The following is a 13174-nucleotide window of genomic DNA, read 5'->3' on the forward strand; positions in this document are numbered from 1 at the left end:
AATGAATACATTAGAACAAGCGATAGAAAAGTTAGATTATAAAGGTTATTTGGATGTTGAAATTCCAAAAGGAACTGATTTAATTGCGGAAATCAATAAATTACGCAAAGAGAAAAATGCAATGATTTTGGCGCATTATTATCAGTCAGGAGAAATTCAGGATTTAGCAGATTATTTAGGTGATTCGTTACAATTGGCGCGTGCTGCTGCAAAAACTGAAGCTGATATGATTGTTTTTTGTGGTGTTCATTTTATGGCAGAAGCTGCAAAGATTTTGAACCCTTCTAAAAAAGTTGTTTTACCCGATACAAAAGCGGGTTGTTCTTTAGCAGATTCTTGTTCGGCAGAAGGTTTACGTGGTTTGCGTGAGCAACATCCAAATGCGATTGTCGTGAGTTATATCAATTGTGATGCGGGTGTTAAAGCGGAATCAGATATTATTGTTACTTCTTCTAATGCGGAAGCGATTATTAATTCGTTGCCAGAAGATCAAGAAATTATTTTTGCGCCAGATCGTAATTTAGGTCGATACTTAAATCAAGTTTGTAATCGTAAAATGATTTTGTGGGACGGAGCTTGTATCGTGCACGAAGCTTTTTCTTTGGAAAGAATTGCACAACAAATGGCTGATCATCCAAATGCAAAATTAATTGCGCATCCAGAAGCGCAAGAAGATTTATTGAAATTCGCACATTTTATTGGTTCAACTTCTCGTTTATTAGATTATGTGGTAGAAAATGATGCACAAGAATTTATTGTGGCAACGGAAGAAGGAATTTTACACGAAATGCAAAAACTTGCTCCGAATAAAACATTAATTCCAGCATTAGTTCAAGATGAATCGTGTAATTGTTCTGAATGTTTTTACATGAAATTATCAACATTAGAAAAATTATATCTGTGCATGAAATATGAATTGCCAGAAATTCAAATAGAAGAAGAATTGCGAGTTAAAGCGTTAGCTGCAATTAATAGAATGTTAGATTTATCAGAAAAAATCAAATAATGGCTATTCAAGATGTATTAGTCATTGGTTCTGGAATTGCTGGACTTTCGTATGCGTTGAAAATCGCGATTCGAAATCCTGATGCGAAAATTACCATTGTAACCAAAGCAAATAAAGACGAAACCAATACGAAATATGCGCAAGGCGGAGTAGCTGTTGTGAGCGATTTCGAGAAAGATAGTTTCGAGAAACATATCGAAGATACGCTTCGTGCAGGAGATGGTTTGTGTAAGTTAGAAGCGGTTGAGGTTGTCGTAAAAGAAGCACCAGAACGTATCAATGAAATTATAGATTGGGGCGTTCGTTTTGATAAAAATAACGAAGGAATTTATGACCTTGGTCGTGAAGGTGGACATACCGAAAACAGAATTGTTCATCATAAAGATGTGACAGGTTGGGAGATTGAGCGCGCGATGTTAGAAGCGATCAAAGAATATCCAAATATTCAGGTTTTTACGCATCATTTTGTAGTAGATTTGATTACAGAACATCATTTGAATCGTGATATAGCACAGAAAACAACATGTTTTGGTGCATATATTTTAGATTTGAATACAGATAAAGTTGAACAACATTTAGCCAAAGTAACTTTGTTAGCAACAGGCGGAGTTGGTCATGTTTATAAAAATACGACGAATCCAATTATTGCAACAGGAGATGGAATTGGGTTGGCTCGACGTGCAAAAGCAACCGTTTCGGGAATGCAATTTATTCAGTTTCATCCAACGGCTTTTTACAGCGAATTTGATGGACAGTTATTTCTGATTTCGGAAGCAGTTCGTGGTTTTGGTGCGAAGTTGCGTACGAAAGATGGCCAGTTGTTTATGCACAAATATGATGAACGTGAAGAATTGGCTTCTCGTGATATTGTGGCGCGTGCGATTGATAATGAAATGAAATTGCGCGGAGATGATTATGTTTATATTGATTGTCGACACTTAGAGAAAGAAAAATTCTTGGAACATTTCCCTAATATTTACGAAAAATGTAAATCCGAAGGCTACGATATGTTTACCGAATTGGTTCCGGTTGTTCCTGCTTCGCATTATTTGTGTGGTGGAATTGACGTCGATTTAGAAGGAAAAACATCTATCGAGAATTTGTTTGCGGTTGGCGAATGTTCTAATACGGGTTTACATGGTGCAAATCGTTTGGCTTCGAATTCGTTGTTAGAAGCGATGGTTTTTGGTCATCGTGCAGCGTTAAAAACGGTCGATTTATTAAATGATAATCAATTTTCGATTTATAATTTTGAGTTTCCAGAATGGAACGAAGAAGGCATGAAAGTGCAAGAAGAATTAGTATTGATTTCTTATTTACGCAAACAATTACAAGCGATGATGAGCGAATTGGTCGGAATTGTACGAAGCGATAATCGTTTGCAAATTGCACAAAATCGTATCAATGAAATTGAGATAATGGTCAACGAAATTTATTATTTTACGATTGTTTCACCTAAAATTTTAGAACTTCGAAATTTGGTTGATGTCGTACATTTAATCATTGAGCAAAGTATCAATCAAAAAGAAAATCGAGGAACTTTTTACAACAAAGATTTTAATTAATGAAGAAGTTATATCTGTTCGTTACATGTTTTGCAATGAGTTTTTCTTTTGCTCAAAATTCGAAAGAAAAACAAAACGTAAGTTTGACTTCTGGTAAAGAAGCCAAGAAAGCGGTTGTGTATTTTGGTTGTGAAAATTTAAAAGAAAATAGCGAGCTACAAGCATGTATGAACAAAAATTTGAATCAAGATATTCAAACTCAAATTTCATTCTTTTCTAATATTGCTGATTATCTTCATATCGAAACTGCTCAATCTAAATTAGGTTTTAAAATTAATGAAGATGGTAATTTTGGAGATGTCTCGACTGATGGTTCGAATCCAATTTTTAATAGTGTAGCATTGTCTAGTTTAGTTTTGTTGAATAATAAAATGGAGCGAGCTAATCTAAAAATAACTCCTGCAAAAGGAGTTGATGGAAAAGCAGTTGCAATGAAATATACAATGCCTTTACGTTACGAATCGGCAGAAAAAAATAATGATTTTGAGAAGTTCCCTTCGGAAAATCGTGTATTGTTTACTTTAAAAACTGATGAAGAAACGATTGAAGTAAGAATTGATAAAGAATTTAATTTAACAACTTTTGGTAATAACGGAAGTCGGGAATATTATTTAGGAAAGTTTTCTAATCTTTTCGAAATGGCTTCTATCGATCCTTATGCAACCGCTTTTGATGCGGCTTTCAAATCTGGAGCAATAGATATTACAAAAGGTAAAATTGATGACAAAGAATATAAACTTCAGATCAAAAATTTCTTCGAAAATGATCCTTCAGTACAAGTGTTGATTACGGTTGTGCGCGAAGAAAATGGTACTTGGGCCGAGTATTACGAATACAAAACCAAGAAAGAATTTAATCAATCAAAATTTGCATCCTTAACATATAGATAATGAATTTTCCTCCATATATCACACAAGAAAAATTACAACTTTTTATTCGTCAAGCTTTTTTAGAAGACGTTGGCGATGGCGACCATTCAACGTTAGCGTCGGTTCCGTATGATGCAATTCAAGAAGCGGAACTGAAAGTGAAAGATAACGGAATAATTGCTGGAATTGAATTAGCGAAAATTATTTTTGATACGTTTGATCCATCTTTAAAAATAGAACAATATATAAATGATGGCGATAAAGTACAATTTGGAGATGTTGCTTTCAAAGTAAAAGGATCTTCACAATCAATTTTAACTTGCGAACGATTAGCGTTGAATTGTATGCAGAGAATGTCTGGAATTGCAACTTATGCGCACGAAATGATGGAATTGGTAAGCGGTACAAATGCCAAAATTTTGGATACACGAAAAACAACACCTAATTTCCGAATGATCGAAAAATGGGCAGTTAAAATTGGAGGAGCAGAGAATCATCGTTTTGGTTTATACGATATGGTGATGTTAAAAGATAATCATGTCGATTTTTGTGGAAATATTACAAAAGCGGTTGCGCAAACCAAAGATTATTTGTCAAAACATCATTTACATTTAAAAATAGAAGTGGAAACGCGTAATATGGATGAGGTAAAAGAAGCTTTGGATGCAAATGTAGATTTTATTATGTTGGATAATTTTGATCTTGAAACGATGAAAGAAGCGGTTCAATATATAAATGGGCGAATAAAAACGGAAGCTTCGGGCGGAATTACAAAAGAATCTGTTCGAGCAATTGCCGAAACGGGTGTTGATTTTATTTCTTCTGGTGCGATTATTCATTCCGCTCCCAACTTTGACTTGAGTTTAAAAGCTGTTAAGGCTTGATTTCTTTAACATTTTAATTTTTTTGTTGTAGTAAGAATACTAAATAATAGATTTTAACGTTAGCTATATTGTATTTGAATAATTTATTTTGAAAATTTATTAGTATCAGCTTATAAATAAAAAAGTTATTGGATAATATTTTATTAATACTGATTCTAAATAGTGAAATTTTAATTACTTTTCTCTTTTTAAAATGAAAAATAACAATCTAAAACAAGAAAAAAATGTTAATTTTTAATGTTTTTATTATGTTAAATTTTGATTAAATGTTTAAAAATATTTAAAAATCTTCAATTTTTTTTCATGTAATTTAGTTTATTGTTTGTTTTTAAGGGGGGGATTTTATTGATATGATAATTAATATTTAAGTTATTCAAGAAAAGTTTAAAAATTTACCATAATTTAACAATAATCTCATTTAAAGTGTAGAACTTTGCGAAAGTAAACTTTTAAACTATTTCAAAAGATGAGGTTAAACTCAACTAAGCTTTTACTTGTAGGAGCTTTTGCCTTAATGGCATCATTATCTTTCGCCCAAGTTGTTGAACCAACAGATTCTACAAAGGTTGAACAGGACGAAAACGTATCTTTAGGAGAAACATTAATCATTGGTAAAGGAGTTATTGATGTTGCGGAAAATCGTAAAACACCAGTTGCTAATACAATTATCACAAGAGAAGAAATTCAAGATAAAGCAGTTGGTAATGTTGAATTTCCTGAAATCATGAAAAATTCTCCGTCTGTTTATGTGGCTGACCAAGCTTCTGGATTTGGAGATGCTAAAATGTTTTTACGTGGTTTCGATCAGTCAAATACAGCTTACTTATTAAACGGACAGCCAATAAATGGTATGGAAGATGGTAATGTATATTGGTCAAACTGGTCTTCTATGACTGATGTTGCAAACGTTATTGACGTTCAACGTGGTTTGGGTTCTTCTAAATTAGCTATTTCTTCAGTAGGTGGAACAGTTAATATTGTAACAAAAGCAACCGAATTAAGACAAGGAGGATTTGTTCGTTATGTAGCTGGAAATGACTCTTACCAAAAAGCGACTGTAGGGTATAATACAGGAATGAAAGGTAAATGGGGAGCTTCTATTTTATTAGATTATTGGACTGCTCATCGTAAATATGCACGTGGAACAGGAGGAGAAGGACAATCATATTTTGTGTCTGTTGGGTACAAACCAAATGATCGTCACCAATTCAACTGGATGTTATTTGGAGCACCACAAGAGCATGATCAAAATTACTCTAAGCCTTTAACGACAACTTATAATAAAAATGGATCTGTAAACACTCCAGGTTATGATATGACTGGTCGTAAAGGTAATTCTAACTATGGTTTTTACAATGGAGAACCATTATCGTTAAGAACAAATTATTACCACAAACCAGTAACAAATTTAAACTGGGATTGGACAATTAATGAAAATGCATCTTTATCTACAGTTTTATATGCGTCTATGGGACGTGGTGGAGGAACAGGTAATTTAGGTAGAGGATTATTTAGTTTATCTCAAGATGGCTATAATGTATTTACTCAAGACGGGGCTATTAACTGGAATGAGGTTGAAAGATATAATAAAACTATTGCTGGAGGTATTGGTTCAGGAACATCTTCATCATCTTCTAAAGGGATGGTTTTGAGAGCTTCTGTTAATAATCATTTATGGTACGGAGGAGTAACAAACTTCAACTATGATACAAAAACAGGTTGGGCTTTTAACGTAGGAGCAGATGTGCGTTTCTATGAAGGTGATCACTTCCAGCAGGTTGTAAATTATTTAGGATTGAATGGTCGTCAAGAAAATAACAAAAATAGATCAAACAATTTAATAACTAATACATATAAAGCGAAACCATGGGCTTCTTTATTTAATTCAGCTGATAAAGAAGATCGTGTAAATTACGATAACTCGGAAAAAATTAACTATCAAGGTGGTTTTGGACAAGTAGAGTATTCTAATGACATCTTCTCTGCTTTTGTTCAAGGAGCTATTTCTAATCAGTCTTACCAAAAATTTGACCGTTGGAATTATAACGCTGACCACAAAGATGTTGTTAGTGGAGTTGTTTCTTATAAAAATGGAGAGGCAAAATCTAAAGTTCGCAATAAAACTGGATGGAACATTAAAGGAGGTATAGCATTGAATATTACTCAAGAAAACAAAATTTTTGTTAACGCTGGTAAATATTCTCGTCAAGCATTCTTAGATAATGTTTTTATGCAAAATACAGTTAGTTTCATCGATCCAGCAATTGATAACGAAGAGATCTTAGGTTTAGAGGCTGGATATAAATATATGACTCGAAACTTAAATGTTAATATTAATGCTTATTATACTAAGTGGGAAAATCGTGCAGATTCTTATACAGCAAATGGATACTATGTTGGTGAGGATTTTGTTCAACAAGATGTACGTTTCTTATTAACAGGAATTACTCAATTACATAAAGGTATAGAAATAGATTTTAATACAAAAGTTAATAGAGATTGGACTATTAGAGGATATGCTTCATATGGAGATTGGAAATATGATGGTAATGCTAATTATAGAATCCAAGATCAAAATAGTAGCTCAATTGTTATTGACAATAAACCTGTTAATTTAGATGGTGTAAAAGTTGGTAATGCTGCACAATTTACATTTGGTATGGGTACGAAAGTAAATGTAGCTAAAGGATTATCTTTTGATACTGATTTCAACTATTTCGCGAGACTATATGAAAATGTAAATGTAGTTGATATTGTAAAATCAGAACTTAAAGGCAATGATTATTTAAATGTTCCTTTAAGACCATATGCAATTGTTGATTTAGGTGCAACCTATGAATTTAAATTTGGTTCTCAAAAAATTAGATTCAGAGGTAACATTAAAAACTTATTCAATGATCAATACTTATCTCGTAAAGATGGTTATGGTTACTTCTGGGGATTAGGTAGAACTTGGAATGCAGGTGTTACATATAATTTCTAAGATAAATTTTATAAATAATAAAAAGACGAACTTTTATAGTTCGTCTTTTTTTTGTGTTTACCTTTGATGAAAATTTGTAAAATGATTCAGCCTGATTTTTTAAAAGAAGGGGATAAAATAGCAATAGTAGCTCCTGCAAAGCGAATGCTCAAAGGAGAATTAGAAGAAACAATTGAGCTCATAAAATCTTGGAAATTAGTTCCAGTTTTAGGGAAAAATATTTATGCCGAATATGATTTTGGTTATCGATATGCAGGCACAGATGAAATGAGAACAGAAGATTTTCAGTGGGCATTAGATGACCATGAGATAAAAGCGATTTGGTGTGCTAGAGGAGGTTATGGTTCTGTGAAAATTATTGATGAACTTGATTTAACGAAGTTTACTAAAAATCCAAAATGGATCATTGGTTATTCTGATATCACTGTTTTTCACAATCATTTTAATCGATTAGGATATCAAACTTTACACGCGGTTACAGCAAAAAAATTAGCAAATACCGAATATCATCCAACATCCTATCAAAGTATTTATGAAGTACTATTTGGACATGAAATTAATTACGAAATTCAATCACATGCTTACAATAATTTAGGCGAAGCAAATGGAGAATTAATAGGAGGAAATCTTTCGATTGTTTATTCACTTTTAGGGAGCGAATCTGCGATTACAAATCCTACGGATAAGATTTTATTTTTAGAAGATTGGTTTGAGAGTTGGTATGCTGTTGATCGAATGTTGATGAATCTTAAACGAAACGGAATTCTTACTCATGTAAACGCAATTATTTTAGGGAACTTTACGCACATGGATACGGAAGAAGAAAATGCTGAAAACTACAATCATCCATTCGATCCAAAAACGTATGAAGTCATTCATAGTTTTACAAAAAAAATAAATATTCCAATCGCTTTCGGATTTCCTGCAGGACATACAGGACACAATGTTGCGCTAAAAATGGGTGCAAAAGTTCAGTTAAATGTTACTTCAAATAATGTAACTTTGCATCATTATACAAACATATATGAAACAAGATAATTTAACAGTCATTTCTCACCCGTTGGTAAAAGCAAAAATTACGCAAATGCGTGATAAAAACACAACAACGAAAGAATTTGGTGAATTAGTAGACGAAATTTCAGGTTTGATGTGTTACGAAATTACACGTAACATCGAGCTTGAAGAAGTAGAAGTTGAAACGCCAATTACCAAAACAATCGGTTACAAATTAAAAGGAAATGATATGGTTATCGTTCCAATTTTACGTGCAGGATTGGGAATGGTAAAAGGAATTCATCAATTAATTCCTACCGCTAAAGTTGGTCATATTGGGCTTTACCGCGATCATGATACATTACAACCAGTTGAATACTTGTGTAAACTCCCAACAGATTTAGATTCTCGCGATGTGATTTTGGTTGATCCAATGTTAGCAACAGGAGGTTCTGCAATCAAAGCAATCGAAATTCTAAAAGAGAAAGGAGCGAAATCTGTTCGTTTGGCTTGTTTAGTTGGTTGTCCAGAAGGAGTGGAGGCAGTACAAAATGTTTATCCAGAAGTTCCAATTTTCTTGGCTGCTTTGGATGAAAAATTGAATGAAAATGGATACATCGTTCCAGGTTTAGGTGATGCTGGAGATCGTTTGTACGGAACAAAATAATTTTTTTGAATGAGTATTAGTTACGATTTCGGAAAAGAAGCAGAAGATTTTGCCGTTAATTATTTAATCCAAAATGGATACAAAATATTGGCTCGAAATTATTTTTACAGAAAAGCCGAAATCGATATTATTGCTCAATTTGAAAATGAGATTGTTATTATAGAGGTTAAGAGTCGTACTTCAAATTATGTTGCGGAGCCAGAAAGTTCTATTAACACAAAGAAGAAGAAATTGTTAATTCTTGCCGCAGATGATTTTATTCAGAAAAATAATTTTATTTCTGAGGTAAGATTTGATATTTTAGCACTTTTAAAAAAACAACAATCTTGGAGCGTAAATCATATCAAAAATGCATTTAATGCTTCGGAAATTTAATCAACTTTTATGGAAGTATTTATGAGTCTTTTTGACTTTATTATGCATATCGACCAACATTTAGCAGAGTTTGCAAATGAATATGGTTTGTGGTTGTATGCAATTTTATTTTTAATCATTTTCGTGGAAACAGGTGTAGTTGTGATGCCTTTTTTACCTGGAGATTCATTGTTGTTTGCGGCAGGGATGTTAGCTGCACAAGAAACAAATGATATGAATGTGTGGATTATGATTGCAATTCTTTTGGTGGCCGCGATACTCGGTGATACATTGAATTATACCATCGGAAAGAAAGTTGGTTACAAAGCAACTAAAGTTAAGATTTTTGGTAAAAATTTCATCCAAGAAGAACATATCAATAAAACGCACGAATTCTACGAAAAATACGGTTCAAAAACCATTGTAATTGCACGTTTTGTACCAATTGTAAGAACTTTAGCGCCTTTCGTTGCAGGAATTGGGAGAATGGGATACTCTATTTTCATTACATATAATGTGATTGGAGCCGTGTTATGGGTTGTTGGTTTAACACTTATTGGATACTTTTTAGGAAATATAGAATGGGTTCAAAATAATTTTTCTAAAGTAATTTTAGGAATAACAATCGCTTCTGTACTTCCAATTTTAGTGGAAATTATCAAAGAAAAGTTCGGCAAAAAAAAGGTAGCTGAACAAGAATAACTATAAAAACTTAACTCGACTTCGGTCGAGTTTTTTTATACCTTTAAATCATGGAAATTTTAGATTATATTCTACATATCGATAAATATTTAGAAACCATTTTGAATGATTATCAACATTGGTTTTACTTGATTTTATTTCTCTTAATCTTTATCGAAACAGGTTTGGTTGTCATGCCTTTTTTACCTGGCGATTCGCTTTTATTTGCAGCAGGGATGTTAGCTGCGGCTTTTCCAGCTCAACTCAATATTTATATTGTATTAGGTTTACTTTGGATCGCGGCAATTGCAGGCGACACAGTCAATTATACGATTGGGAAAACCTTAGGAACGAAATTAGTTACAACTAAAATTTTCGGTAAACGAATTATTAAAGATTCTGCGATACTAAAGACCGAAGATTTCTTTACAAAATATGGTTCAAAAACCATTGTAATTGCACGTTTTGTTCCGATTGTAAGAACGCTTGCACCTTTCGTTGCAGGGATTTCTAAAATGCATTATGGCACATTTATCAAATATAATTTTATCGGAGGAACAATTTGGGTTTTCGGGATTACATTGGCTGGCTATTTCCTTGGAACAATTCCATTTATCAAAAACAATTTCGAAATTGTCGTAATGGCAATTATTGTGTTTTCTTTGGTTCCAATTATTGTAGAATTCGTCAAAGAGAAAATAAAAAAATAAAAAATGAGTACAGAAAATTCGATTTTCATCATCTTACTTTTGTGGATAATCTTTTTACCAATTATTTTATTTATCATTGAGTCTCAAAAAGAATATAAACACGAAAATGATGAAGTTATTCGCGTCAAAATTGGTTTTTTAAGCTATATTTCAGTTTTTAATATGATTCTTTTTGCAATTCTTTGTCTTACTTTTTTATTTATAGCTTATCAATTATTGTTTGTGACAGATTTCATTTTAACTAACATAATTATTGGAATGATTTTTTTGATACTATTCTTTTTTTTTACCATTCCAGTTGTCAATACTTACAATCATCTCTTAAAGGAATCTAAGCGCGAAATTTATTTTTTCAGGAATAAAAAGGCTTTGTTAGTTGTAGAAAAAGAAACAGAAATTACTATTGATTTAGAAGATGAAATGATTGAAATCAATCACGAAGTTTCTAATAAAAGTTCTAAATATCAAACTGGTCATGGTAAATATAATTTTATTCAGAATGATGAAATTATTCCAATTTCAGATTTAATCAAATTTCCGCAAGATTTTCTTGATCAAAATAATATTGAACAAGTTAAAGTTTCGAAACTTTTTATTTGGATTTAGATAATCATTCAAATAATTCCTATCTTCTATTTTTAAAAATATCAATCAATGAAAAACCTATTAATTATTTGTTCTATCCTTTTTTCTTTTGTTGTAAATGCACAACAAGGTTATCCTGTTCCTCCAAAATCAGAAAATAGATTATTTTACATTCAACACAACGACAATAAAAATACGTTTGTTTACGATGCACTTTTTTCGAGCAAAGGAATTTTAGATGCTAACAATCCAGTTGATATTTATCGCATTCTTTATGCTGAAGATGGTTCAAAAAAGCCCTTGACTTCTATACAAAAGAAATTGGCATATGGTTTAGATATTAAGAAAATTGAAAAGAATGTTTTTCAGTTGACATTGGTTTCTTATCCAACTCAAAAATTAACGCTTAAGCTTGATTCTCAAAAAAATCCAATTGTTCAAACAACTGTTAATAACAAGTTGATAACACTGAATCGTGTTTTCTTAAAACAGAAGAAAGGAACGGCTGGAATCTCCGTAAAGCTTGATTATATTTTATTTTACGGAAAAGATAAAAACGGAAAATCTGTAGAAGAGAAAATTGTTCTCTAAAAAAATCTCCCTAAATTAGAATCTGTAAGACGCAATTTAATAGCATATGATCGAAGTAAGAGAGGTGAATACGCCAAGTGAAATGAAGAAATTTGTCGATTTACCTTTTGAAGTGTATAAAGATAATCCGTATTGGGTGCCTTCTTTAAAGAAAGATGAACTCGCAAGTTTTGATAAAAATAATGCAATTTTTGAGACGGTTGAAGCTAACTATTTTTTAGCTTACAAAGGAAAAGAAGTCGTTGGACGAATTGTTTCGATTATTAATTGGACCGAAGTAAAAGAACTTGGAAAGACTAAAATTCGGTTTGGTTGGTTAGTTTTTAAAGATGATATCAACATTTTAAAAGCTTTATTAACAACTGTTGAAAACATTGCTAAAAATAATAAACTGAGTTATATAGAAGGTCCGATGGGATTTTCGAATATGGATAAAGCTGGATTATTAACAGAAGGATTTGATAAAGTTGCCACTTTGATCGGTTTATATAATTACGAATATTATCCAATATATTTGCAAGAATTAGGTTATCAACCAAAAGCCGAGTGGTTAGAATATTCTATTGATATTGCCAATTTGGGCAAGGTAAAGCAAATGGATAAATTGTGTGAAATGCTCAAAAAACGTTACGAAATAGATACGTATAAATTTGATACAATTGACGAAATGTTACCTTACGTAGATGAGATGTTCGATTTGTTGAATGTGACGTATGCAGAATTGCAAAGTTTTGTTCCGATAGAAAAATTTCAGGTTGAGCATTACAAAAAGAAATATCTAAAATTTCTTCATCCCGATTTTATTTCATGTGTAAAAGATAAAAACAACAAAATGATTGCTTTTGCGATTACGATGCCTTCATTTTCAAAAGCTTTCCAGAAAACGAAAGGAAAATTGTTCCCATTTGGTTGGTGGCATTTGATGCAAGCGCAAAAAAAGAACGATCATGTCGAATTTTATTTGATTGGAATTCATCCTCATTATCAAAATAAAGGTGTTAACGCCTTGATTTTTAAAGAGCTTTATGATCGATTTATAGCGAGAGGAATTAAAACTTTAGAGACCAATCCTTTGCTAGAGGAGAATACAAAAGTGCAACAATTATGGAAAAACTTTGATCCGGTTATCCATAAACGTAGAAAAACATTTTATAAAGATATAGAAGCATAAAAAAATGGTTAGAATCTAAATTCTAACCATTTTCTATATCAATTAAGGTTGTGGCTGATAATTTTTCGCATTATCTTCAGCATCATCATCAAACTAATCTCCAAATTTTTGCTTA

At 32.0% G+C, this 13174-nt stretch carries 13 protein-coding genes; all 13 read left to right on the forward strand.

Annotated elements, in window-relative coordinates; translation table 11 throughout:
* Position 1 precedes the first annotated feature (1 nt).
* The 13 genes from nadA to B4E59_RS11290 all read left to right on the forward strand — a co-directional run bounded on the left by nadA (position 2) and on the right by B4E59_RS11290 (position 13059).
* The gene (gene nadA / locus B4E59_RS11230; protein ID WP_291047825.1) at positions 2-1006 is read left to right on the forward strand and encodes a quinolinate synthase NadA; all 1005 of its coding nucleotides are present in this window, start codon (positions 2-4) and stop codon (positions 1004-1006) included.
* Entirely contained in the window at positions 1006-2571 is a 1566-nt protein-coding gene (nadB, locus tag B4E59_RS11235; RefSeq protein ID WP_291053067.1) for an L-aspartate oxidase, read from the forward strand. The genes nadA and nadB overlap by 1 nt, the downstream gene beginning before the upstream one ends.
* Positions 2571-3461, forward strand: a complete 891-nt coding sequence (locus tag B4E59_RS11240; protein ID WP_291053071.1) for a hypothetical protein — start codon at positions 2571-2573, stop codon at positions 3459-3461. Before nadB ends, B4E59_RS11240 begins: the two co-directional genes overlap by 1 nt.
* The gene (gene nadC / locus B4E59_RS11245) at positions 3461-4324 is read left to right on the forward strand and encodes a carboxylating nicotinate-nucleotide diphosphorylase (RefSeq protein ID WP_291047819.1); all 864 of its coding nucleotides are present in this window, start codon (positions 3461-3463) and stop codon (positions 4322-4324) included. Before B4E59_RS11240 ends, nadC begins: the two co-directional genes overlap by 1 nt.
* 466 nt (positions 4325-4790) lie before the next feature.
* Positions 4791-7307: a TonB-dependent receptor gene (locus B4E59_RS11250; RefSeq protein ID WP_291047817.1), complete on the forward strand. Its 2517-nt coding sequence runs from the start codon at positions 4791-4793 to the stop codon at positions 7305-7307.
* Between the two features lie 81 nt (positions 7308-7388).
* The gene (locus tag B4E59_RS11255; RefSeq protein WP_291047815.1) at positions 7389-8345 is read left to right on the forward strand and encodes a S66 peptidase family protein; all 957 of its coding nucleotides are present in this window, start codon (positions 7389-7391) and stop codon (positions 8343-8345) included.
* Positions 8332-8967, forward strand: a complete 636-nt coding sequence (gene upp / locus B4E59_RS11260) for a uracil phosphoribosyltransferase (RefSeq protein WP_180905396.1) — start codon at positions 8332-8334, stop codon at positions 8965-8967. The genes B4E59_RS11255 and upp overlap by 14 nt, the downstream gene beginning before the upstream one ends.
* 9 nt (positions 8968-8976) lie before the next feature.
* Positions 8977-9342, forward strand: coding sequence for a YraN family protein (locus tag B4E59_RS11265; protein WP_114998692.1), 366 nt, complete (start codon positions 8977-8979; stop codon positions 9340-9342).
* A 9-nt stretch (positions 9343-9351) separates the two neighbouring features.
* On the forward strand, positions 9352-10023 hold the full coding sequence (locus B4E59_RS11270) for a DedA family protein (RefSeq protein WP_180905395.1): 672 nt from the start codon (positions 9352-9354) through the stop codon (positions 10021-10023).
* Between the two features lie 50 nt (positions 10024-10073).
* Positions 10074-10712 (forward strand): VTT domain-containing protein, encoded by a 639-nt coding sequence (locus B4E59_RS11275; RefSeq protein ID WP_114998694.1) that lies wholly within the window; start codon positions 10074-10076, stop codon positions 10710-10712.
* Between the two features lie 3 nt (positions 10713-10715).
* Entirely contained in the window at positions 10716-11318 is a 603-nt protein-coding gene (locus B4E59_RS11280) for a hypothetical protein (protein WP_125349578.1), read from the forward strand.
* Between the two features lie 48 nt (positions 11319-11366).
* On the forward strand, positions 11367-11888 hold the full coding sequence (locus tag B4E59_RS11285; protein ID WP_286495691.1) for a DUF4833 domain-containing protein: 522 nt from the start codon (positions 11367-11369) through the stop codon (positions 11886-11888).
* Positions 11889-11934: 46 nt separating this feature from the next.
* On the forward strand, positions 11935-13059 hold the full coding sequence (locus B4E59_RS11290) for a GNAT family N-acetyltransferase (protein WP_291047809.1): 1125 nt from the start codon (positions 11935-11937) through the stop codon (positions 13057-13059).
* Positions 13060-13174: the final 115 nt, after the last annotated feature.

Source organism: Empedobacter sp. UBA2044 (assembly GCF_002333005.1).
Lineage (GTDB): Bacteria > Bacteroidota > Bacteroidia > Flavobacteriales > Weeksellaceae > Empedobacter > Empedobacter falsenii_B.

What these genes read in the sequence shown, in the direction of transcription:
- B4E59_RS11275 (WP_114998694.1), top strand. Translation starts at nt 10,074, where the DNA reads ATGGAAATTTTAGATTATATTCTACATATCGATAAATATTTAGAAACC.
- upp (WP_180905396.1), top strand. Translation starts at nt 8,332, where the DNA reads ATGAAACAAGATAATTTAACAGTCATTTCTCACCCGTTGGTAAAAGCA.
- B4E59_RS11290 (WP_291047809.1), top strand. Translation starts at nt 11,935, where the DNA reads ATGATCGAAGTAAGAGAGGTGAATACGCCAAGTGAAATGAAGAAATTT.
- nadA (WP_291047825.1), top strand. Translation starts at nt 2, where the DNA reads ATGAATACATTAGAACAAGCGATAGAAAAGTTAGATTATAAAGGTTAT.
- B4E59_RS11240 (WP_291053071.1), top strand. Translation starts at nt 2,571, where the DNA reads ATGAAGAAGTTATATCTGTTCGTTACATGTTTTGCAATGAGTTTTTCT.
- nadB (WP_291053067.1), top strand. Translation starts at nt 1,006, where the DNA reads ATGGCTATTCAAGATGTATTAGTCATTGGTTCTGGAATTGCTGGACTT.
- B4E59_RS11285 (WP_286495691.1), top strand. Translation starts at nt 11,367, where the DNA reads ATGAAAAACCTATTAATTATTTGTTCTATCCTTTTTTCTTTTGTTGTA.
- B4E59_RS11255 (WP_291047815.1), top strand. Translation starts at nt 7,389, where the DNA reads ATGATTCAGCCTGATTTTTTAAAAGAAGGGGATAAAATAGCAATAGTA.
- nadC (WP_291047819.1), top strand. Translation starts at nt 3,461, where the DNA reads ATGAATTTTCCTCCATATATCACACAAGAAAAATTACAACTTTTTATT.
- B4E59_RS11280 (WP_125349578.1), top strand. Translation starts at nt 10,716, where the DNA reads ATGAGTACAGAAAATTCGATTTTCATCATCTTACTTTTGTGGATAATC.
- B4E59_RS11270 (WP_180905395.1), top strand. Translation starts at nt 9,352, where the DNA reads ATGGAAGTATTTATGAGTCTTTTTGACTTTATTATGCATATCGACCAA.
- B4E59_RS11265 (WP_114998692.1), top strand. Translation starts at nt 8,977, where the DNA reads ATGAGTATTAGTTACGATTTCGGAAAAGAAGCAGAAGATTTTGCCGTT.
- B4E59_RS11250 (WP_291047817.1), top strand. Translation starts at nt 4,791, where the DNA reads ATGAGGTTAAACTCAACTAAGCTTTTACTTGTAGGAGCTTTTGCCTTA.